Annotated in this window: 18 protein-coding genes and 1 tRNA gene; 7 read left to right on the forward strand and 12 right to left on the reverse strand. The window is 34.6% G+C overall.

Translation table 11 applies throughout. The annotated features are described in order from the left end of the window. Positions 1-112: 112 nt before the first annotated feature. Together EGI22_RS01450 and EGI22_RS01455 are read left to right on the forward strand one after the other, a co-directional pair. The gene (locus EGI22_RS01450; RefSeq protein WP_255065856.1) at positions 113-1660 is read left to right on the forward strand and encodes a DUF1800 family protein; all 1548 of its coding nucleotides are present in this window, start codon (positions 113-115) and stop codon (positions 1658-1660) included. A gap of 2 nt (positions 1661-1662) precedes the next feature. Then, positions 1663-3294 carry a DUF1501 domain-containing protein gene (locus EGI22_RS01455; RefSeq protein ID WP_255065857.1) on the forward strand — a complete coding sequence of 544 codons (1632 nt, stop codon included), beginning with the start codon at positions 1663-1665 and terminating at the stop codon, positions 3292-3294. Positions 3295-3319: 25 nt separating this feature from the next. On the opposite strand, the gene EGI22_RS01460 is transcribed toward EGI22_RS01455, so the two are convergent. Together EGI22_RS01460 and EGI22_RS01465 are read right to left on the reverse strand one after the other, a co-directional pair. Beyond that, complete coding sequence (locus EGI22_RS01460; RefSeq protein WP_255065858.1) at positions 3320-5716, reverse strand: M56 family metallopeptidase; 2397 nt, start codon at positions 5714-5716, stop codon at positions 3320-3322. A gap of 12 nt (positions 5717-5728) precedes the next feature. Then, positions 5729-6091, reverse strand: coding sequence for a BlaI/MecI/CopY family transcriptional regulator (locus tag EGI22_RS01465; protein WP_310588106.1), 363 nt, complete (start codon positions 6089-6091; stop codon positions 5729-5731). A 310-nt stretch (positions 6092-6401) separates the two neighbouring features. Between EGI22_RS01465 and EGI22_RS01470 the strand changes: the two genes are divergently transcribed. After that, entirely contained in the window at positions 6402-7043 is a 642-nt protein-coding gene (locus tag EGI22_RS01470; RefSeq protein WP_255065859.1) for a hypothetical protein, read from the forward strand. 355 nt (positions 7044-7398) lie between these two features. On the opposite strand, the gene EGI22_RS01475 is transcribed toward EGI22_RS01470, so the two are convergent. Both EGI22_RS01475 and EGI22_RS01480 read right to left on the reverse strand, forming a co-directional pair. Next, positions 7399-8595, reverse strand: a complete 1197-nt coding sequence (locus EGI22_RS01475; RefSeq protein WP_255065860.1) for an anhydro-N-acetylmuramic acid kinase — start codon at positions 8593-8595, stop codon at positions 7399-7401. A 199-nt stretch (positions 8596-8794) separates the two neighbouring features. Beyond that, on the reverse strand, positions 8795-10120 hold the full coding sequence (locus EGI22_RS01480; RefSeq protein WP_255065861.1) for a (Fe-S)-binding protein: 1326 nt from the start codon (positions 10118-10120) through the stop codon (positions 8795-8797). Between the two features lie 177 nt (positions 10121-10297). Between EGI22_RS01480 and EGI22_RS01485 the strand changes: the two genes are divergently transcribed. After that, positions 10298-10370 (forward strand) — tRNA-Phe (locus EGI22_RS01485). A gap of 129 nt (positions 10371-10499) precedes the next feature. On the opposite strand, the gene EGI22_RS01490 is transcribed toward EGI22_RS01485, so the two are convergent. Next, positions 10500-11096 (reverse strand): hypothetical protein, encoded by a 597-nt coding sequence (locus tag EGI22_RS01490; RefSeq protein ID WP_255065862.1) that lies wholly within the window; start codon positions 11094-11096, stop codon positions 10500-10502. A gap of 380 nt (positions 11097-11476) precedes the next feature. Here EGI22_RS01490 and EGI22_RS01495 point away from each other — a divergent pair, with 380 nt between their 5' ends. Next, on the forward strand, positions 11477-12358 hold the full coding sequence (locus EGI22_RS01495) for a PIG-L family deacetylase (protein ID WP_255065863.1): 882 nt from the start codon (positions 11477-11479) through the stop codon (positions 12356-12358). A 2-nt stretch (positions 12359-12360) separates the two neighbouring features. On the opposite strand, the gene EGI22_RS01500 is transcribed toward EGI22_RS01495, so the two are convergent. The 3 genes from EGI22_RS01500 to EGI22_RS01510 are packed head-to-tail and all read right to left on the reverse strand — an operon-like array spanning position 12361 to position 15200. Then, entirely contained in the window at positions 12361-13197 is an 837-nt protein-coding gene (locus EGI22_RS01500; RefSeq protein WP_255065864.1) for a phytoene/squalene synthase family protein, read from the reverse strand. 13 nt (positions 13198-13210) lie between these two features. Further along, a complete protein-coding gene (locus tag EGI22_RS01505; RefSeq protein WP_255065865.1) occupies positions 13211-14671 on the reverse strand; it encodes an NAD(P)/FAD-dependent oxidoreductase in 1461 nt (486 codons plus the stop codon). A gap of 10 nt (positions 14672-14681) precedes the next feature. Continuing rightward, a complete protein-coding gene (locus EGI22_RS01510; RefSeq protein WP_255065866.1) occupies positions 14682-15200 on the reverse strand; it encodes an RNA polymerase sigma factor in 519 nt (172 codons plus the stop codon). Positions 15201-15497: 297 nt separating this feature from the next. Between EGI22_RS01510 and priA the strand changes: the two genes are divergently transcribed. Next, positions 15498-17999 (forward strand): primosomal protein N', encoded by a 2502-nt coding sequence (gene priA / locus EGI22_RS01515; protein WP_255065867.1) that lies wholly within the window; start codon positions 15498-15500, stop codon positions 17997-17999. 278 nt (positions 18000-18277) lie between these two features. Further along, a complete protein-coding gene (locus tag EGI22_RS01520) occupies positions 18278-18634 on the forward strand; it encodes a phage holin family protein (RefSeq protein ID WP_255065868.1) in 357 nt (118 codons plus the stop codon). Between the two features lie 107 nt (positions 18635-18741). Here EGI22_RS01520 and EGI22_RS01525 read toward each other — a convergent pair whose 3' ends face one another. From EGI22_RS01525 to EGI22_RS01540, 4 genes are read right to left on the reverse strand one after another with little or no spacing between them, the layout of a single operon-like run. Beyond that, complete coding sequence (locus tag EGI22_RS01525; RefSeq protein ID WP_255065869.1) at positions 18742-19647, reverse strand: DMT family transporter; 906 nt, start codon at positions 19645-19647, stop codon at positions 18742-18744. A 7-nt stretch (positions 19648-19654) separates the two neighbouring features. Then, positions 19655-20488 (reverse strand): 1-acyl-sn-glycerol-3-phosphate acyltransferase, encoded by an 834-nt coding sequence (locus EGI22_RS01530; protein WP_255065870.1) that lies wholly within the window; start codon positions 20486-20488, stop codon positions 19655-19657. A gap of 53 nt (positions 20489-20541) precedes the next feature. Then, the gene (locus tag EGI22_RS01535; protein ID WP_255065871.1) at positions 20542-21861 is read right to left on the reverse strand and encodes a vanadium-dependent haloperoxidase; all 1320 of its coding nucleotides are present in this window, start codon (positions 21859-21861) and stop codon (positions 20542-20544) included. 12 nt (positions 21862-21873) lie between these two features. Continuing rightward, complete coding sequence (locus tag EGI22_RS01540) at positions 21874-23058, reverse strand: serine hydrolase (RefSeq protein WP_255065872.1); 1185 nt, start codon at positions 23056-23058, stop codon at positions 21874-21876. Positions 23059-23061 lie beyond the last annotated feature (3 nt).

Consider the following 23061-nt stretch of genomic DNA (forward strand, 5'->3'; position numbering starts at 1 on the left):
ATTTAGGCCTTCCAAATTATCGATTTATTTAATTACTAAAAGGCCGATTATTACGTTTCTATTTTGTATCAAAAGCATTTTCTGACTAAATTACATCATTTTTAGGATTTATATGGCTGCCATATCGAGGAGGAATTTTTTAGAGGGTTTGTTTGATACTTCCCAAAACCGAACTGAGGTTAATACTAGCCTCGACGAATACACACAACCCCTTAATAGACTCCAGGTTAGACATCTTTTAAGGAGAGCTACTTTTAGTATGACCAATTCTGTAATAGATAAGTACGTCGGAAAAACCGCAGGCGAAGTAGTTGATGCTCTTTTTGCCAATGCCGATAAAAATACTAGTCCTATTCAGCCATTTTTTGTAAATGATGTAATCAAAAACCCTCAGAATCTTAGTGGAAAACAAAAAGAAGAAGAGGCGGCCAAAAGGGCACTTCATTTAGGAGATTACAATCGAGAATTAGGCAAATGGTGGGTGATACTAATGAAAAATGACCGCGATAGTTTTTTAGAAAAAACCGTGTTATTTTGGCATGATCATTTTGCTACGCAATTTGCCATTTGTGATAATATTCCGGCAATATCCATGTATAAACAGAATGACTTGTTTAGGAAAAATTACGCAGGAAATTTTAGAACACTTCTAGAACAAATTGCCATAGATGGAGCCATGCTGAGGTATCTCAATGGCAACGAAAACGTTAGTGATTCGCCGAACGAAAACTTTGCAAGGGAGCTAATGGAGCTGTTTTCTATAGGTGTAGGCAATTATACCGAACAGGATATTAGAGAAGGTGCCAAAATTCTTACCGGCTGGAAAATCACAATGTATGCGGATGAAGGCACGCCTTATAAAGCGTTTTTAAATCCCTCTCATTTTGATGCTAATTCCAAACTTTTTATGGGTGAGGTTTTCGCTGTAAATTATGAAATCTCGGAACAAAACGTATTTAATAATTCTGTAAAAAAACTGATAGATGTAATTTTAAATAAAAAAGGTCAGGAAGTATCCAAATTTTTGGCAAATAAAATGTACGAATATTACGTATATGCAAACCCCTCCAAAACAGACCAGGCTGTAGTAGGGGAATTGGCTAAAGTATTGCTTGACAATAAGTTTGAAATCAAACCAATGCTTAAAAAACTTTTTAAAAGTCAGCATTTTTTTGATGATTTAAATGTCGGTGTTCAGCTTAAGTCTCCGCCAGAAACCATCATAGGGATGCTCCGCCATCTTGAATACAATGATTTGTATGCTCGTAACATTATGGCGGCTTTGGGGCTGGAACTATTCAATCCACCAAATGTGGCTGGTTGGAAAGGTTACAGGACTTGGATATCTACCAAAACACTACCTAGTACAATACATTTTCTAAAGGAAATTATCAATACCAATAATGACTTGGCTTTGGGAAATTGGGCAAATACAATCGAAAGTAGTGGTGATGTGCACATTCTTACAGAACGAATGCTTGAGCTTTTTATAGCCCGACCAGTGAGTGCTGAGCGAGTAAAGAAATATGAAAACATGTTACTTGCTGGAGCTCCAGACTATGAGTGGTATGAGATTTTTAAAAATAAAGAACAAGCTGGACAAAAGGTAAGAAACCTGCTGTTTGAAATCATTAAAGCACCAGATTATTTCCTTTTTTAGATATGATGAAAAGAAGAAATTTCATAAGACAATCTACGATGGGAGTTGGTGTAGTAGCCAATCTCAACATCGGGAAAATGAGCGTAAGTGCTTTTGAACCATCTAATTATGCGGTCCAGAATGACAATATTCTGGTCATAATTCAGCAGTTTGGTGGCAACGATGGCATCAATACCATCACACCATACGAGTGGGATCTTTATTATAATTTATATAGGCCAAAATTAAACATTCCACAAAGTGCAGTTACACCGATAAGTAAAGACAAAGGGATGGCGATGCATCCAAATCTTAAACTTGGGCCAAGAAATGGTATGTTAGGACTTTTTGAATCTGGTAAATTGGCCATTATGCATGGTCTTGGCTATGACAATCCCAATTATTCTCACTTTAGATCAACTGATATCTGGCTGAGTGGTTTGGTGCCAAACACTGATAGTGAGCCTTTGCGGTCAGGTTGGTTGGGTAGATATTTTGATAAAACCAAACCTTCTGAAAAAACCGAGAGCCCTTTTTGTTTACAAGTAGGACAAAACCCGTCTTTGATGTTTTTGGGTGAAACAGGTGAAAAATCTATAGTATTAGAAGATGCTGAACAGCTGTATAATCAAGCAAAATCTGTTGAGTCTGATAAAATCAGTATTGGAGGTTCTGCCTATTTTTTAGATGAGTTTAATTATGTAAACCAGATAGGCGTGGAGGTAAATGAATATTCGAAAGTTATTAAAAAGGCTTTTGATGCTGGTAAAAACATAGAGAAATATTCAGATAGGCCACTTTCAAACCAATTGAAATTGGTAGCTAGATTGATAAATGGAGGCTTGAAGTCTAAAGTGTATTTTGTAGAGCACACAGGTTACGACACACACTCAAACCAAGGAGGTTTAGATGGTGCTCACTCAAGGCTTTTGGCTGAGTTGAGCGAAGCCATCAGTGCTTTTCAGTCAGATATAGAATCTTTGGGACATTCTAAAAATGTCATCGGACTTACAACATCTGAGTTTGGAAGAAGACCCTATGAAAACGGTAGTATGGGTACTGACCATGGCACTTCCAATGTGATGTTTGCGTTTGGAGACGAAGTAAAAGGAGAAATTTTTGGTAGCCACTTTGCATTTTTACCTTTCAGAGACTTCCAGAACCTTTGGTTTGATACTGATTTTAGGAGTATATATTATGAAATAATGGTGAGTTGGTTTGGACAATCGCCAGAATACGCTGAAAGTGTTTTAGGAAAGAAATTTGCCTATATAAGCTCCAAAGGGTTTATAAAAACTACTGTCGAAGACAAGACACTTCCACCGCCGCCGGAGGTACCCAAAACCAGTGCGGATATTAATTCACCAGATAACCCACTGAATCCTAAGAATATAACCGAGCAGGATACTTTTGTTTTGTATCCAAATCCTGTTCCTGGCAATTCGGCTTTTTTGAATATGCGACTGTATGTACAAGCAGACTTAACCATAATTCAGTCTTATGTTTCAGGCCAAGTATTGGGTGAAATCCACAGAAAATCGTACCAACCAGGTGTTCACAACGTCTACCTCGATTTATTAGGCGGACCAGGCCTTTACCTTCTAAAAATCAAAGTCGGTAAGCGAAACCATTATATTAAGTGTTTGAAAATATAGGAATGTTTTTTTGCTGATATTTCTTTTAATTCTTTTTCGTAATTAGATTAAAGTAACCATTGTATCCTTTTAGGCCTGTTTCTTTTATTATATCATCGCTATTGATTTCACCACAACTACCCCCAATAAAACTTAAATTTGAGTCTTCGATTTCTTCTTCTGAAACTGGCTTGCCGTCAATCATATATAATACTTTACTATTTTTCAATACTTCTATACTGAAATGAGTGGTGATTTTATCGACCCTATTGATTTTGATTTTTAATCTGTTCACATTTTCAGCATCTTGATATTCAATTTTTTGAATTCTAGCCAATGGAACTGCTAACTCTTTTTTGATTAAATCTATAGTTTGTGCCAATTGTTTTTCGTCAGTAATTAAATAGTTTTCACTTGATTTAAATTCAAAATATCCATCTTTGGCTTTTTCTCCATATTTTTCAATGGCCGTTTTGTCATTGGGTAAGTAAATCCTAGACCAATCAAATGCATTTGAGTTTAATCTTGTTAAAATTTCAGCAGGAAATTCTTTTCCATTTATTACTACCATCGGGTTGTCGCCTAAAAAGTTGGTTTTATATACTGTGCGGATAGGTTTTTGGGGATGTTCTAAGCCTTTGTTTTCAATTTTTGGATTATCTAATATTTCAATATTTTCTTTGTTTTTAACTGCTCCTTTATACCAAAAATCATTAATTGAAACCTTTGCTTCATTAGTTTTAATTTCAAAATCGAAAACCAAAGATTCATCCAAGCGATAGGGAGTCTCTTTCGAATCTTTTAGTTTTATTAAATGACGCATTTCGCTTAATATGAACGATTTAGTAACATCTCCAAATGTTATATTTACTTTATCTAAGAGCCCATTTTGCTCTTTTGTAAAACTGTTTAGAGTTATATTTAGTCCAAAAGGCTTTAAATATGCCGAGGCTTCCTGAATGGCAAGCTCAGTAAACTTATCAGGTGAAACTTGGAATGTTATTTTATCTGCACTGTGATTGATGATAGACGACTCAGAATTTACACTGAAAATGGAGTGGTCTTTTCTGTTTAAATTGCTTTTGTTGATTAGTAAATTTGGCGAACCAAACATAGTTACCATTTGTGATTTTTCGAAGTTTTTGTCAAATACATCAATCATAAAGAAACCTCCATTTTCGCCTTCTTTTCTACATGTTTCCATGTCAAATACTCCGAAATCTTTAGTTGCTTTTGTTTTCAAATGCTTCAAACTAACCGACAGTTTTGAGATATTTCCACTAAAATCAATTTGTTTATTGCTAACTATTAATGCCAAGTTTCTATTTTTTAGTATTTTGTTCACATCCGAAATATTGGTTTCAGTAAATGAATTTGGATTTACTTTATAGTTAAAACCATTGTTGTTTACAGTAGTGATGTAGTTCAGGGAAATATTTGATGCGGGGAAATTATAAGCTTTTGAAACTCCCCATGTTCCGTAATTCCTGTCGTTTTTTATTATTAATGGATAAGCTTTAATTTCAGATTTTTCTTTAGTTGTTTTATTTGCAGCGTTCTTCGTGATAATGACAGTTTTGTGTTGCGAAAAAGACATAATAGATAGAACAACGACTGGAACCAATAGCGTGTAATAGAGCTTTTTCATGTTATTTGTTGGTTTTTTAAATATAAAATTGATTCTTTCCGAAAGAGGTTTTTTGTCAAATTGATGAAGAATGGGATAGTTTGTAGAAATGCCAAGTTTTAATAAAAGATGAGCGTATTCTTTCCGATCGTGAACTTCTGAAATACGCAAGTCTACTTCATATTCATGAATTTCTTTGATAGATTTTTGCACAAAATATACCACAGGGTTAAACCAAAATACGATCTTGTAGATTTCCAAAAACAATAAGTCTAAAGAGTGAAGTTTCTGAAAATGAGCTTCTTCGTGTGCTAGAATTAAATTTATTTCGTGTGGATTTAGTGATTTTGTATTGATAAATAGTAAATTGAAAAACGAGGCATTTATACTGTTTTTATCAGAAATGAATAGTTTCAGATTTTTTAGTTTTTCATATTTTGTGTTTTTAGTTAAAACCCAAATTTGATATATTTTTCTAAAAAACATGACTGCAAAAATGAACATTCCTAAAAGATACATTGCTAAAAATATTTGCTGCCAATTAATGCTTACTTCATTCTTCTGCATGCTTTGAACTTCAGGTAGATTATCCATAGAATTGGTTTCTATCATTAGATTTTCACCAAAATTTGTTTTTGCTGTTTCATATCTAATTTCTTCTTTTTCAAAGCTTATTATCGGAATTATTACACTCAGAATAAGTGCAAATATTAGATAAAACCTATTAGCTGAATGAAAGGAGAATCGCTTGAAAACAAAATAAAAAAGGGCATAGAAAATAATTAAACAAGCGGAGGATTTAAGTAGAAATTCCATGTTTATATTAGTTTAAAATTTGTCAATTATGTTTTTTAGTTTTTCTATTTCTTCTGTGCTAAGGTTTTCTTTATTTACCATAAACGACAAAAGGCTTTCAACAGAATTGTCGAAATAGTCAGAGAACACTTTTTTGAATGTTACTTGCTTATATTGTTCTTTGGATATAATGGGAAAGTACTCGTGGGTTTTTCCGTAAGCTTTAAAACTCAAATAGCCTTTACTTTCCAAAAGTCTCACCACTGACGACACCGTATTGTATGGTGGCTTTGGTTCATCTGGCATCTTTTCAATTATATCGCGAACCAAACATGGCCCTAAAGACCAGATGATTTGCATTATTTTTTCTTCTGTTTTTGTCAATTCTTCCATCATGAAACAAACTTAAAACTAAATCTTCAGTTTTGCAACTGTTTTTTCAGTTATTTAATTTATTTTTCAGGAATCAATAAGTTTTTCTTTGTAAGATATTGATTAATAAATGTTTAATTTAATTTATATAAAATTTTAATTATATACTAGTTAAAGTCAGAAGTAAATGTATGCTATTAAAATAGGCGTTGGTATTATTCTTACTCTCTAAAAAGCTCATTATTTTTTCACAATTTGATTATTATTTAACCGTAAAATAATTATTTATGCTAGAGGATTTGGACATTAGTTATATTTAGAAAAAATTTCCAATATGAGACTTGCGATTTTTTTGTTTTTTGTATCTGCTCAGGTATTTGGTGGAAACCTAAATGACTCCATTCCAAAATTTGCAATAAAATACAATCCGATACCCTTATTTTTAGAATATGATTTGCATTATCAATTTGTAGGAGAGTATTTTATTGATGCTAAACAAAGCGTTCAGTTCACTTATGGTTTTGGAAATCATAGAATCTTGAAGAATTCAGAGAATGACAAAATGAGCATGTTTAGACTTGAATATAAAAGGTTTTTTAGGCCATTTAATCCCCAAAAAAAAGCCAGAGGTTATTGGGGGCCAGAAATCATGTATAAAAGAGCTTTAGTGCCAGAAGACGCATCACCCGCTATTGGTTTTAATTTGCCACCATATCCTCGTCATTTTTTTGTAAATGTGGCAGCTTTCCATTTAAAATTAGGACGTGAACATATAGATTTAAAAAACTTTCCAGTTTTTGAGGCATTTTTTGGTGCGGGTGTTCGAGGATTTAATAATTTTTTGGGTTATACACCATCTTCTGGTTACGAAAAAGGTTATCCGGCGTCGGGAATGTTTGGTAGGTCGCCAGGAAAAGGAATTACGCCGTCTGCTGTTATTGGAATAGGCATTGGTTTTGGGAAATGGAGAAAGTAGGTTTTGAATATTAAGAATTGGTAGATCAATTCCAACCAGCTTTTAATAATACTTATCAAATTTGTAGCTTTTTGAATTTTGCTACTTGCGATTTTAATTCCCTCCAGCTTTTAATAATACTTATCCAATTCGTAAGATTTTGAATTTTCCTATTTGCGATTTGAATCCCAAACTGCTTTTAACAAAACTTATCAAATTTTCAATTCTTTGAATATTCAGACTTGAGAATTCAATTCCCACCAGCTTTAGCTGGTGGGTGGATCAGCATCAATTCAACATTTTGGCTTTAGCCAAATAATTCACATTGATATTCAAATAAAGAAGATAATGGCATTATTTGAGAAGCTATCTTTTCTCAATCCGCAAAACTAATCTTTCCCATACTCACACTCGGTACACCTTGCCTTTGGCCAAAATCTGTTTCGCCACCACAAAGAGCTTCGTTGGCTAAAGTAGCAAAAAGTACCGCTTCTTTAGCGTCTCCGTTTATGCCGATATCATCCGTTTTTAAGAATTTGGTGTTGGGCATTTTTTCTTGTAGCATGCCCACAATAAGCGGATTGTGCATCCCGCCGCCACTCATAAATACCTCATCAGGTAAGGAAGTATTTTTCAAAGACAGAATACAGTCCACTATTGTGTCAGCAGTTAAGCTGCAGAGTGTAGCCATGATGTCTTCATTGCAAAGATTTGTATTTCCAGAAAGCTGAATCGCATTTTCTAAATAAGTTAGATTGAATAGTTCTGGGCCAGTGGTTTTTGGTAAAGCACCTGAAAAAAAAGCATGATTTTTAAGCTCTTTCAATAAGCTATCTGAAACTTTCCCTTTGCGGGCAATTTCTGCATTTTTGTCGTAAGGTTTCTGGAAATATTTTTGAGTAAATGCGTCTAATATCGTATTTCCTGGACCTGTATCGGTGGCGAATACTTTTTCTGGGTTGAGATCGCCACTTAGAAATGTAAAATTTGAGATACCACCCATGTTTAACAAAATTCGGTTTTTTCCTTTCTCCGAAAATATCAAGTAGTCGCCATAAACGGCCAAGGGTGCTCCTTCTCCTCCAGCAGCACAGTGTTTTTGCCGGAAATCTGAAAGCGTCAAAATTCCCGTTTTAACCGCCAAGTGGTCGCCATCGCCTATTTGCAGCGTAGCATTAGGAAATTTATCAATATTGTGGAGGATTCGCGGTGCATGAAAGACTGTTTGACCATGACTTGCTATACAATCCACTTCTGAATTTTCGATTTGCCAGTTTTTCAAACATTGGTTTACTATTTCTCCGTGCAAGTTCCCAATCCAAGGATTGAGCATACAGAGTTGCTGAAAATCAATCTCTTTTTTTGCAAATACTTTTCTAATCTCAATTTTTACATCTTCATCAAAAGGTACAGTATCAAACTTCAGAACTTTTACTTTTGTTTCCAGCCCACTTCCTTGATACTCACAAAGTGCTACGTCCAACCCATCCATAGATGTGCCAGACATCAAACCGATAATTTTCCGTGAAGGCTTTTGAGCTATATCGTAGAGTTTCTGTATGTTTTTGTTCATTAGTTAGAAATGATTTTAAAACTGAATTTGGGCTACCAGAAGGAGAATGATTCCCCATCTGAATTTGTCTCACAAATAAAGAGAAAATACATCAAAATGAACTAAAAAGTAAAAACAAAACTTGATTTTAACCAATTAACCAATTAACCAATTAACCAATTAACCAATTAACCAATTAACCAATTAACCAATTAACCAATTAATCTTCCTTAGCCCAATCAAATCTTTGGTCTGGTGAGAATTTCCACGGAGCCATGTTGGTTTCGAGATTTTGGAACATCATGTTCCAGCTTTGAGGAGCTTGGCTTTCTTCCATTACGCGGTAGCGGCGTAGTTGTAGAATTATATCCAAAGGACTAATCATCACAGGACATTCTTGTACGCATGCATTGCAGCTTGTACAAGCCAATATTTCTTCGTCAGTTATATAATCACCCAATAGTGATTTTTCGTCTTTGTATTCGTAACCGTTATTTAACCAGCCTTTTTGTATATCCTCCAAACGGTCTCTGGTGCTCATCATGATTTTTCGAGGAGACAATGCTTTGCCAGTAATGTTGGCTGGGCATGCAGACGTGCAACGACCGCATTCAGTGCAACTGTAGGCGTCCATCAGATTTTTCCATGTCAAATCTTCTACATCTTTTGCACCGAATCTGCCAACTTCTGCTGGGGTTTCTGGTGCTTGCTCCAAACCTAACATTATTTTTACTTCCTGACTTACAGTTGGCATATTGCTCATTTTACCTTTCGGATTTAAATCAGAAAAATAGGTGTTTGGAAACGCTAAAGCGATGTGAAGGTGTTTAGAATAAGTAACATACAGAGCAAAACACATAATGCCAATAATATGAAACCACCAAGATGCACGCTCTACAAATATCAAAAATGAACTCGGGAAAGCATCCATGGCTGGTACCAAAAACTGGCTAATAATAAAACTACCCGTTTGACTTTCTGCAAAATGTCCAACATTTCGGCCTTGCAAAACACTGTCAGCAGCGTTCATTTTCAAAAAAGCCGCCATTAATATTATCTCAAAAACCAAAATGATATTTCCGTCTTTCACTGGCCATCCTTTCATTTCGCTATGACGAGATCCTTGCAAACGCTCCACTTTGGTAATATTTCTACGAATCAAGAAAACTACGCAGGCTACAATTACGCCCAAAGCCAATATTTCAAAGAAATTGATAAGTATAGGATATAAGCTTCCCAATGGTTTTAGAAAAATTCGGTGCGTACCCAAAAGGCCATCTAAAACTATTTCTAAAACTTCAAGATTTATAATTATAAAACCCAAATAAATTGCCAAGTGCAAAACGGCAACGATAGGCCTTGCAAACATTTTCTTTTGGCCAAATGCCAAAAGCAACATGTTTTTCAGTCTGATGCTAGGATTGTCGGTTCTATCCTCGGCTTTGCCCAATTGTATGGTTTTTTTAATGAGGATTATCCTACGAGCGATGAAATATCCAGCGGTAGCTAAAGCTATCAAAAATAAAACCTGCGGTATATAGTGCATAATTTCGAAAAATTTAGATTAACAGTATGCATGCATACTGTATACAAATATCGTTAAAGTTCGACAAAAAACAAGTATCTGAAATATTTTTTACTATTTTTTATAATCTTGTTTGGTTATAAAAAGTTTTTGTCTAATTTTGCAGTCCCAAACAGGGAATGGTGGTGAAATCACAATGGTGATGTAGCTCAGTTGGTAGAGCAAAGGACTGAAAATCCTTGTGTCGGCGGTTCGATTCCGTCCATCACCACAACTTAGAGAGGTAAGTTATTCATAGCGAATAGTTTACCTTTTTTTGTTTCTATCAGAGGGAACTTTGGTGGACACTTTATCTCCATCACTTAAGATTTTATTCTTAAAAGCTTATCCGCCCATTAGTTTATTTGCCGAAAATATATCTAAAATCTAAATTGACAGTATTTGAGTTTGAGTTTGATTGAAAGGGATTATTAAATTCGCTATTTGAAATGCTTTTTGAAAATGACGCATCTAAAAAGAGATTCCTTCTTTTAGTTATAGAATAACTAAAACCAGCACCTAATTTTGAATACAGAGCCGTTGTCGAGTTACCAGTTCCACTTAATTGTGAATTTGAAACTTTTTTGTATAACATATAAGAGTTAGACTCAAGGCTTAATTCAGCCAAAACAAAAGGTCGTAAGCGATAATTACTAATATAATATCGACCATAAATAGCACCTTGAAAAGATTTTCTTGTGAATTCATCAAAGGAACTGCTATTTATGGTAATATCGGATGTATATTTTACTTTTTTGTAGTTGCCTCCTATTTTTAATCCCATTTCCATGTTTTTTCCATAAAATCTTCCAAAGCTTATTTTTGGGTTATTCATAAAACCTGAAGCCGAACCAATTTGAGTACTTGTGCCAACTCCGATTGAAATTTTTCCTTGATTTTGTCCATTGGTAAATATTGGAAGTGCAATAAAAAGTAGAATGTGAATTGCTTTTTTCATAATGTTTAATAGTTTTTTGGCTTTAAACGATATGCTCAATTATCAATTTTATATTTTCATGGTTTTTTCAAGTAAACTTATTTATCGGTCAATACAAAGCTACAATCATTTAGATTGACTGTTTTTTTTATAATTTTTGATAGCTTAATTGGAAAAATAAATAAGCGATATCATGAATCTAAAATCCTTAGTATGTCATATAATGTTTAAAACAATAATTACAAAACTCCTAAATTTTTCTAATCTCGACTTTGGTTTTGTCCCTGCAAACTTTAAACTCATTAACATTGATTTTCATTGATAGAAATCATGCAATTCTCTCATTTTCTTATACATTTGAAAAGAAAATAATTTAGATTACTATTTAACCTCCCGAAAACATGAAACCAATTTTAAAAGTATTTCTGCTATTCTTAATTTCAAATACACTCTACGCCCAAGGCCCGAAGGTGCTGATAGTTACTGCCCATCCAGATGATGAAACTATGTTTCCCGCCACTGTTTTCAAAATAACTCGGGAATTGAAAGGTACTGTAGATTTAGCTTTGATAACTGATGCTTCGGGTGGTTACAATGGCTTGGTGGCCTCAACCTATTATGACAAAAACCTAACAGATTCGGCAACAGGAAGATTGGCTTTGCCATTAATCCGTAAAAAAGAATTGATGTGTTCTGGGGAAGTCATGGGTATCAGAAACTTTTTTTTCTTTGACCAATTGGATGATTTTTACCAGCTTGATCCAAAGCCTTTTTTTGAAGGAAAACGCTGGGATATGGCATTTTGTGAGAAAAAACTGAATAAAATATTGGAAGAAGGTCAATATGATTACGTTTTTTGTTTGGTGCCAAGTGCCGAGCAGCACGCACATCACAAAACTGCAAGTATTTTGGCTATTAGAGCCGTACAAAACTTAAAAGCAGCAAAGAAGCCCATCGTGTTAGGTGGAAGAGCTTTGAACAAAAATTTTACTTATAGTTTTGACGTTTTGGAAGGTTTTCCTGAAACCAGAATTTCGGCAAAAGCTCCAGTTTTCTATTTCGATAGATCTTTTGGCTTTGGGGAAGACAAGAAACACAGCTATATGATAGTGGCAGACTGGGTAAAGGCTTGTCATAAGTCACAAAGTGGTGACATGAACGGCTCAATGCATCGAGGTGATTTGGAGACGTTTTGGTATTTTGCTATAAACGAAGAAAGTTGCATCGAGGCCACTTCCAAGTTTTTTGAGAATATTCGAAATTCGGGGTTTGTTACGAAGTAGACTTACAAAACCCCCAAACTTCCCTTCACTAATGTCTTGGCTAATAGCGTAAATTTAACAAAATCAGGTACTCTGATTCTTTGCTCTTGGATTTTTTCTGCTGATGTGTTTTTAATTCTTTTAAATAGCTTTAGATAATACACATAAGCTAGATAAACGCCAGATCTTGCTCCTACAGGAAGGTTTAAAATGCCTCTAAGGGCATCGTCAAAGTCTTTTTGGATATCTTTTTCTATTTCTTTTTTAGACACTGCCGAGAAGCGACTCATATCAATCTGAGGAAAATACACACGTCCTCTTTCTTGAAAATCACTTTTAATATCTCTTAAAAAATTGACTTTCTGAAAAGCGGCACCCAAACTCCTCGCATCGCCTTTAAGTTTTTCATATTCTTCTTGATTTCCTTCAACAAATACTTTCAAGCACATTAGTCCAACTACTTCTGCGGAGCCGTAAATATATTCTTTGTATTTGCTGTCATCATAAATTACTTTTCCTAGATCCATTTCCATACTGTATAAAAATGCATCGATGAGTTCATGTTCTATCTTATACTCATGCACTATTTTTTGGAAGGAGTGTAAAATTGGATTCAAACTTATACCCATTTTTATAGCTTCATAGGTGTCTGCTTTAAATTTATCTAATAAATATTTTTTGTCGAATTCATGAAATGTGTCAACTATCTCATCTGCGAATCTCACGAAGCCGTAAATGCCGTATATGGGTTCTCGAAAGCGTTTCGCAAGGGTTTTTATGCCCATCGAAAATGATGTACTGTAAAGCTCCGTTACGAGCTTACTACATCCAAAGGTTGATTTTTCAAATAATTCAAACATTCCAATCAGTGTTTTAATGATTTTTAGATATATAATCTCCTACTACTAAACCAGAAATCAAAGCAGGAGGTACGCCAGGCCCAGGAACAGAAAGTTGGCCAGTATAATACATGTTATCTAATTTCTTATTTTTAAGTGCGGGTTTCAGAAAAGCGGTTTGAAAAAGTGTATTTGCCAAGCCATAAGCATTGCCTTTAAATGCGTGATAATCGGCCTTAAAGTCATTTACTGCATAGCTTTTTTTGAAAACAATATGATCTTTTACGTTATGACCTACGTACTTTTCAAGTCTTTGGATCATTATTTCAAAATATTTCTCCCTTATTTCTTCCTTGTCTTCTAAGTCTGGTGCAATCGGAATAAGTAGGAAAAGATTTTCATAACCTTCTGGTGCTACGCTATCGTCAGTTTTTGATGGAGCAGAAGCATAGAACAATGGTTTGGTAGGCCATTTTGGATTTGTATAAATTTCTTCAGCATGCAAAGCAAAATCTTCATCAAAAAACAAATTATGGTGTACCAACTTGTCTATTTTTCTATTTACGCCAATATAGTACAAAAGCGACGATGGTGCCATCAGGCGTTTGTCCCAATATTTTTTGCCGTAGTTTCTATTGTCTGACAATAAGCTTTCTGTGTGCTCATAGTCAGCTCCACTTACAACCAAGTCTGGATAATATACGCCTTCATTGGTGATGATTTTTTTTACTGAACCGTCTTTAGCCACGATTTCCATAACCTCTTGGTTTACTAAAAACTTCACCCCTTTGTCTTCAGCCAGATTCACCATTCCTTTTATGATCTCATGCATTCCTCCCATAGGATACCATGTGCCCAAGGCCATCTCCGCATAGTTCATTAGGCTGTATAGTGCAGGTGTGTCTTTGGGAGTAGCCCCAAGAAAAAGCACAGGAAATTCCATGATTTTCAAAAGTTTAGGGTTTTTGAAAAATTTCCTCAAGTGCTTACTAAATGATGCAAAAAGGTCTAAACTTATAGCTTTTGAAAGTAATCTGATATCTAAAAACTCTTTTATAGAGAGGGAGGGTTTCCAAACAAACTCTCCCATTCCCACTTCATACTTGTATTTTGCTTCTTTAAAAAAAGCTTCAAAATTATCTCCGCTACCAGGCTCAAGAGTTTCGAAAGTTTGTTTGAGGTCATTAAAATTTGCCGGTAAATTCACTTCTTCTTCTGCAGAAAAAATGACTTTATAAGAAGGGTCTAACCTGACCAAATTATAATATTCCGAGGGTTTTTTACCGAATTCAGCAAAATATCGTTCAAATACATCTGGCATCCAATACCAGCTCGGACCCATATCAAATTTGAAACCATCCACTTCAAATACTCTCGCTCGTCCTCCTAATTGCTTGTTTTTTTCCAAGACAATAACCTCAAAACCCTCTGAGGCGAGTTTCGTTGCAGCTGCTATTCCAGCAAATCCTGAACCTATTACTACTGCTTTTTTCAATAAATTCTTTTTAGATAGTTTCAGAGTCTCCGTAAATTTTTAAACGGTCTTTCAACTCTTTCCTTGCCAAATGTATTCTATTTTTCACTGTTCCAATCGGAATAGCAACTTTTTCCGCTATTTCGTGGTATTTGTAACCTTTAAAATACATTTCGAAAGGTACTTTGTAAGTTTCATCTAGTTTGTCAAGTGCTTTGTTGATGTCTTCATTTGCAAAGTTAGAATATGCATCGTTTTGCACAATACTTTCGGTAGAGTTGATGAAGTGTAAATTGTCACTTGTGTCAATGATAGTATTTCTACGCATCATTCTTTGGTAGTTCGTTATAAAAGTGTTTTTCATAATCGTAAATAGCCAGGCCTTAAGATTCGTGCCATCTGCATATTTATCTTTATTCAAAAACGCCTTTACCAAAGTATCTTGTATTAAATCGTTGGCGTCGTCATAATTTTTTGTCAACCTCATGGCGAACGGCTTCAATACTTTGGTGTTGGTTTGTAAAGCATAATTAAACTCTAGAGCCGTCATTGATTCGTTAGTTTGTTTAAACAAAATTTAAAAAAGTTAAACAAAACACCAAATTATAATCTATAAATATTTATAAGTATTGGTTATTTTCTTTTTTTATTTCTATATATTATTGAAATAATTAAATAAGTTTTGTTTAAGATTTTTATTAATTAGTTAAACAAAACGATTTTTAGAGCTTGTTTTTCATTTTGAATTCAAGGTTTAAAATTCAAATTCTCAAATATTAAGTTGACATAAACAGAAGTTTTCATTTCATAAGCCACACTATTGCAAAAATTGAGTTTAAATTTGTGTATGAGTAGTATTGAAGAAGCCGGATTTGATTTAGAACAAACATCTTTTGTGGATGTGGTTTTGCCAGTGCCTATTCCTCAATATTTTACTTATAGGGTTTCGAGAGAAATGGCACCATTGGTAAAAGTGGGCTCAAGAGTAGTAGTAGAATTCGGTAAGTCAAGAGTATTGACGGCTATTATTGTAAAAATTCACAATATTCCTCCTCCTAAATATCAAGCGAAATATATTTTAGAACTACTTGATATAGAGCCAGTTGTTACCAAGACCCAATTGTGGTTGTTTGAGTGGGTGGCAGAATATTACATGTGTCATGTAGGCGAAGTTATGAATGTGGCACTTCCGGCAGGTTTAAAAATCAGTAGTCAGTCTAAGGTCCAATATAATCCTGATTTTGCCCATCCCGAACTACTGACCGAAGAGGAGCAAGGGCTTATGGATGTGCTGGTTAAGGAAGATTCCATGACTTATGAGGAAGTGGGGCGGTTGTTAGAAAAAACAGACATAACAAAGACTTTAAAAGATTTAGTGGCTAAACATGCCGTTATTCTTTTTGAAGAAGTAAAAGATAAATACAAGCCGAAAATAGTAAAAAGAGTTAAACTGAAACGGGTTTATGAGGGCTCTGAAGAAGTTTTTGACTTAATAGAAAAATTAGAAAAAACCACGAAGCAGCAAGAGGTATTGCTGGAATACCTAAACCACGTTCCCATCAATGAGCTTCATTTTAAAAATAAAGAAGGAGTAGCAAAGAGTATATTAAAGGCCGGAGATATATCAGAATCTTCCTTAAAAACGCTCATAGATAAAGGAATCTTTGAGGAATTTGAGGTGGTTGTTTCAAGGTTTGATGAAGATATAGTTGGTACTCAAGCTCAGATGGTTCTTTCAGAAAGACAAGTTAAGGCTTCTGATCAGATAATGGAGGCATTTGTCGAAAAGGAAATTGTACTTTTTCATGGAATTACGGGTTCTGGCAAAACCGAAATTTATATAGATTTAATTCAAAAAGTACTCCAGTCGGGTTCTCAAGTTTTGTTTTTGTTACCAGAAATTGCCCTTACAACCCAAATCGTTAATCGCTTAAAAGTGGTTTTTGGAGACAGTATGGGTGTTTATCATTCAAAATTCTCTGATAATGAACGCGTAGAGGTATGGAAGGGAATATTGGAAGGAAAGTTTCAGTTTGTTGTGGGAGTACGGTCTGCTATTTTTTTGCCATTTGACAATCTGGGCTTGATTATAGTTGATGAAGAGCACGAGGCTTCTTACAAACAGTTTGATCCCGCTCCACGCTATCACGCACGTGATGTGGCCATTATGTTGGCATTAAAGGTTAGGTCTAAAGTGCTCTTGGGGTCTGCCACGCCATCTATTGAATCTTATTTTCAAGCAAAAAATGACAAATACGGTTTTGTGGTTTTGAAAGAAAGATACGGAGATGCTCAATTGCCCGAAATCCGATTAGTGGATTTGAAAAAAGAGCGAAAGGAAAAAACGCTTGAAAAAGAGTTTAGTTCTGAGCTTTTAGCTGAAATGAAGCATAATCTTGACCATAAGCAACAATCTATTATTTTTCTAAATCGGAGAGGTTATGCACCGTACTTAAACTGTCAAGAATGCAACTGGATAGGTCACTGCGATCAATGTGCGGTTACGCTTACCTATCATTTATCTGAAAAAACTTTGGTGTGCCATTATTGCGGTCACAAAGAAACAGCACCCAAAACCTGCCCAGATTGTGGCTCTACAAAAGTTAATACAGTAGGCGTTGGCACAGAAAAAATTGAAGAAGATTTATACGAACTGTTTCCCGAAGCAAAAATCCTTAGGATGGATTTGGATACGACTCGTTCAAAAAATGCCTATCAAGCCATCATTGGCGAGTTTGAGAAAGGAGAAGTTGATATTTTGGTTGGAACGCAGATGGTTTCCAAAGGTTTAGATTTTGACCATGTAAGTTTGGTCGGAATATATAATGCCGATAAAATGATACATTTTCCTGATTTTAGAGCAGCTGAGCGAGCATTTCAATTGATTACTCAGGTGAGTGGAAGGGCGGGTAGGAGAGAACAGAAAGGAAGAGTGTTGATTCAAACTGGAAATCCTCAAAACAGAATATTACAGTACGTGCTTCAAAACGATTATGAAGGTTTTTATGCTTCAGAAGTTATTGATAGAGAGGGATATAATTATCCGCCTTTTTCAAGAATTATAGAAATAACTATCAAAGATATTAATCAGGTTTTAGCAAGTCAGGCTGCAACTAGGTTGGCTCAGGCATTAGAAAAAACCCTTGGAAAAACACGAGTAATGGGGCCAGAGAAATCTTTGGTTGAGCGTATTAGGAACAAATATCTGTTTGAAGTTTGGCTAAAGTTAGAAAAAGATAAAATGAATATTCAAGCCACCAAGGCATTATTAAAGCAAGAAATCGTAAATTTGATTACAGATAAGAAATTTAAAAGTGTTCAAGTGATAGTAAATGTTGATGCAATATAATTTAAGGGCATTTGTTAAATCTTAAATAGGATTTCAATAGAAACAAGGACTTTAGTCCTTTAACAGAATTAAAATTCAAAATAAATCAATTGCTCCTAGCTTTAGGCAAGAGAATTAAATATCAATAGAAACAAGGACTTTAGTCCTTTAACAGAATTAAAATTCAAAATAAATCAATTGCTCTCGGCTTTAGCCAAGAGAATTAGAAATCAGAATAAATCAATTGCTCCCGGCTTTAGCCAAGAGAATTAAATATCAATTGTCAGAATAAAAATATTATGAGCATAAAATCTTCAATATCAGATTATTTAAAAATAGATGAGCTAAAAGAGAATTTCATAAAGCTCATTGAGGCCAAATTTGAGCTCAAAAAACTCGAGGTTCAAGAAAAGGCGGAAGATTTAATTTCAGAATTGATTGTTAAGTTGGTTTTAGCTTTCTTTTTATTTATTATTTTCATTCTTTTGAATGTGCTCTTAGCTCTTACTATCAACTACTACTCTAATTCCATTTGGATTGGTTTTGCTGCTTTAATTGGTATTTATATGATAGTTTGGTTTGTTTTTAACGCCCAAAAGCAGAGAATTGCGGATACTGTTGGTCAGAAAGTTAAAGAAGCAATGGATAAATTTTAACAGAAAATTTGATTTAAATCCTTTTGGAAAATTTCAGTAGAAACAGATCAATTTTTAAAAAAGTTGGATTATTACACAGCGTCAAAGAAATTATAATTCTTTGAGAATTATTTCAGATTCGGGCTTTTTCTTGCGGTTATATATATTCCACAGGTGATAATTAGAAGGATTCCAAGTATACTTAAAATGTTTGGAAAGGGGTCGCCCAATAATACGCCAAATAAAATTGAAAATACGATGTTGCTATAGCCTATGGCTGACACTTCGCCAGTATTTCCAAATGTAAACGCTTTGGTCAAAAGTATCTGGCCTAACAATGCTGATAAGGCCAAAATAGAAATCCACAACCATTCAATGCCAATAGGCCAGTTAAATGTGCCAAACATAAAAGCTAATGCATCTATATAAAAATATTGACCTGCAATTAATGAGATTATTGGCAAAACAATTCCCGAAAACATAAAAGACAAAACGATGGAACGAGAGTCATAATAAGCACTTAGCTGCTTAATACTTAGGTAAGCCATTGCTGTCATTATCGCATTTGCCAAGCCAAATGTGTGGTATTTTATGGAAGTTATGTCTATTTTGAATTGCGGTAAAAATATCAAACAAATACCACCAAAACCTAAGAATACAGCCAACCAACCTTTGGAATCTAGTTTTTCCTTAAACAAATAAGTACTCATCAGAGCCAACAAAATAGGGTAAGATTGTTGATAGGTTATGGCTTCGGCCAAACCTATTTTGGTAATACTAAAAAAGAAAGTGTAAAGAGCCAAAGTGCCGATGATCCCTCGAAAAACTAAAAGGCTAAATTTGCCTCCAACTTGAACCAAAGGTCTTCGAAAAATTGTGAACAATACAAAAACTACGCCTATAATATTTCTGAAAAAAACCAACTCTACCGAACTTATTCTTTTACCCAAAACCTTGGTACAAGCTCCAGAAATAGAAAAACAAAATGCTGCACCAAGCATAAAAATCAAGCCTTTTTGAGATGCATTTTTCAAAGAAATATCAGATTAAAGCATTGATTATTAAATACACAAGTAGCCAATAGATAGGTAAGGCAATTAACAATAATGCAAAATAAATGGAATCGAAGAATACAGTCTTTTTAGTTTTGGCTTTCACAAAAGGATTTAATAAAGCATAAACAGGGAAATGTGTTAAATAGATTATGTTGAAGAGGATATTTCTGAAAGCAGGAGCGGCTTTAAATTCTCTGGATATTAAGGCACCAATACCCTCTGAGAGCTTCTCATTTAATGATTTAATGGCTGCACCATCAATGTTGTTTTCATCGAATTTTATTTTTTCTATGGGTTTTCCCACGTTCATTATTATGTTTTTGCCTGGCTTATTGTAGTTCGAATAATTTAAGGCTACGGGTACTATCACCATTTCCATTCCTGATGCCCAAGTTTGCATGGCTAATCTTGCGGTGCCTTTTTTAAGAGGTAGAAGTTCGGTTTGATTTGAGCACAAACCTTCACTAAAGATCAATACTTGACCATCGTTTTTGAATATTTCATTACATCTTTCAAAAGTCTCATCGTTTTTTCCTAGATATTCCTTTCCCTCAGACAGTCTATAAATAGGCATCATGTAGATTTTAGAAAGAAGCTTTTTAGCTAAAGGGCTTTTAAAGGCGTCTCCTCTTGCCAAGGACCACACAGGTCTACTTATAATGCTATTTGTAATGATACCGTCAAGAAATGAATTCGGGTGAAAACCAGCAAGCATCACTGGGCCATTTTTAGGTAGGTTTTCCATTCCATTTACTTCGATATTTTTTATAAAAAATCGTAAAACGAAACGAACATACTGACGCATTATAATATAAACCATACTAGCCTTTCTTTAAAAATAAAAGCCCTTCAAAAAAGGGCTTTTTTATAATATTATTTTTTTGTTTTTAATTTTTCCGAAACATATTGCCCAATTCTTATGCCAACTAAATTTCCCTCGTCGCATCCTGATTGATAGTGAATGCCACCATAAACACGACTAATAGAACACTCTAAAGCAGCTTGTCTAAATGAAGAGAATTTTCTTACACCATGATCGTATTTGTATTCAGTAGAATCAGTAAATGCCACATTGTCGCCAAAAAGGGCGGTCAAAGCTTCAGCTGAGGCTGCAGAAATTGTACTATGTCCGGAAGCATATTCTGGGAAAGGAGGTGTTTGTAAAAACGGCATCCATTTTGGGTCAAACTCAGCGTTTATAACAGTTTCCGGTCTGATTTTCTCGCTTTTGTATTTTTCGTACCAGCTAGATATAAATCCATCAAAAAGAGAAATAGAAACTCTCAAATATGCATCGGCAGCTTCGTAGATGTTTTTATTGGTTTGTTGACAAGCTGTTCTTGTTATCGCCATCCAGTGACCTGCTGGTGTCATTTTTTTGTTGGCAAACATTACGTGTCCTTGCACATTCATCACAAATGCATTATCATCCCAAAACCATGCGATGTCTTTTTGCTCCTGAGTTAGATTATTTACAGTTTCGTAAACTTTCAACAATTCTTTCCAGTATGGGCTATTTGGGTCTTTTGAATATGGTATAACAGGTGCTGGAGGAAACTGACTTGCTGAGTCCATCAACATTGGCCTTATGGTTGGCCAATAGGGTTCCATTGCATCAGCATATTGTGGTGGCGTTGGTACCCATTTATTTCCTTCATTTTTTACAGTGTATCTTAAGCCTCTAGTTTGTAGATAGTTGTCTTTTTTTGAATATTCTAAAACATGCTTTGCTATTGCTTCTCCAAATGCCACAGATCTATCATAAACATCCGACGGTACACCCGCATCTTTAAATTTTTGGTAGGTTTCTTTTTCGTAATCATCGTATTTATTGACTGTAAATGTCAACGCTCTAGCAATGGTCATAATGGCTTTCACACTTGCCAAAGAGCTGCAATATTCTTTTCCTTCTTCTATTTTTGGAAATGCCTCAAGACCGTGCAGTTGGCCTGCAACTGTCTGGTAATTAGGATTATTGGCAATCAATGCTTCATATCCAGCGATTGATGCATATCCATATATTCTAGCTGATACAGGAGGCGAAAATATATCGTGGATGATAACATCCGTAAGTTTTTCGTAAGCTTCATGTATAAACGCTGGATTTTCTGTTATTATACTATATTCCTTGGCTGTTTTTGATTTGCAAGCAGAAATAAAAATTACTGCAAAAAGCAAGACTAATTTTCTCATTTAACTGATATTTTATTGATCCAAAATATTTTCTTCTAAGTTACTTTGTTTATCTTTTCCATGCAAAGCGTCCACTATTTCTTTAATATTATATACACTTCTATTGTATTTATTACTAAGTAAAATTACAACAAAATCTTCTCTTAAATTAAAAAACATAATAGTATTATACCCTTTCCACCAGCCTGTATGATAGATATATTCGGTTTGTTGAAGATCATTTACCCAGAGGCGAAAACCATACCCATAATTACGCAATCCAGGATGTTCAAAACTTCTAGGAGTATACATTTCCCTGAGATTTTCTTTGTTCAAAACTTTTTCAGACTTTAAGACGTCGTACCATTTTAACAAGTCATGAGTAGTAGAATAAATGCCTTTGTCGCCCATGATATCATCGTAAAAATCCTTTTGTAGCTTACGGCCATTTTGATAGCCAACGGTTTTGTTTACATTCAATAAAGAATCTTTTGATACTCCAGTAAATGTATTTTGCATTCCAGCCGGGTTTAGGATTTTTCCTTTTAAATATTCTTCAAAAGACTTTCCAGAAACTTTCTCTATTATGGCAGCTAAAATCGCAAAGTTTGTATTGTTGTAGGAAAAGAAATGATCTGGAAGGTTTAACACTTTGGGCGTTGGGATTGCTTTGGCAAACCAATCCATCATTTGTTGGTTACTAGGGTATATCTTCTCAGACCTTACTTTTTTGTCAAATTCATATTGATAATATGGTAAGCCAGATCTGTGTGATAGTAAGCTTCTAATAGTAACACCTTCATACGGAAATGTTGGATAGTAGTCTTTCACAGTATTATCTAGTCCAATCTGGCCATCTTGCACCATTTTCATAGCAGCTACTGCAGTGAATGTTTTTGATAAAGAAGCCAATTGAAATTTAGAATCTATTGTATTTTTGATAGAGTCATTGGCAAAACCAAAAGCGTTTTCGTAGATAATCACACCCTTTTGGGCAACCAATACACTACCATTAAAACCTGCTGCTACCTTTCCATTGATTATTTCTGTTATTATCTGGGATTTTTTGTCAGCATTTATTTCCTTTCTAATCTTTTCTATGTCTGCTGCACTCAGGACTTTTTCGCTAGGTTTTTCCTCGGTTTTCGCTTTTTCATTTTTACAATTAAACAAAAACCCTGCACAGAATACAACTACACAAACCCGAAAAAAATGCATTTA

The sequence above is a fragment of the Lacihabitans sp. LS3-19 genome (genome assembly GCF_024343575.1).
In the GTDB taxonomy this organism is placed as follows: Bacteria; Bacteroidota; Bacteroidia; order Cytophagales; family Spirosomataceae; genus Leadbetterella.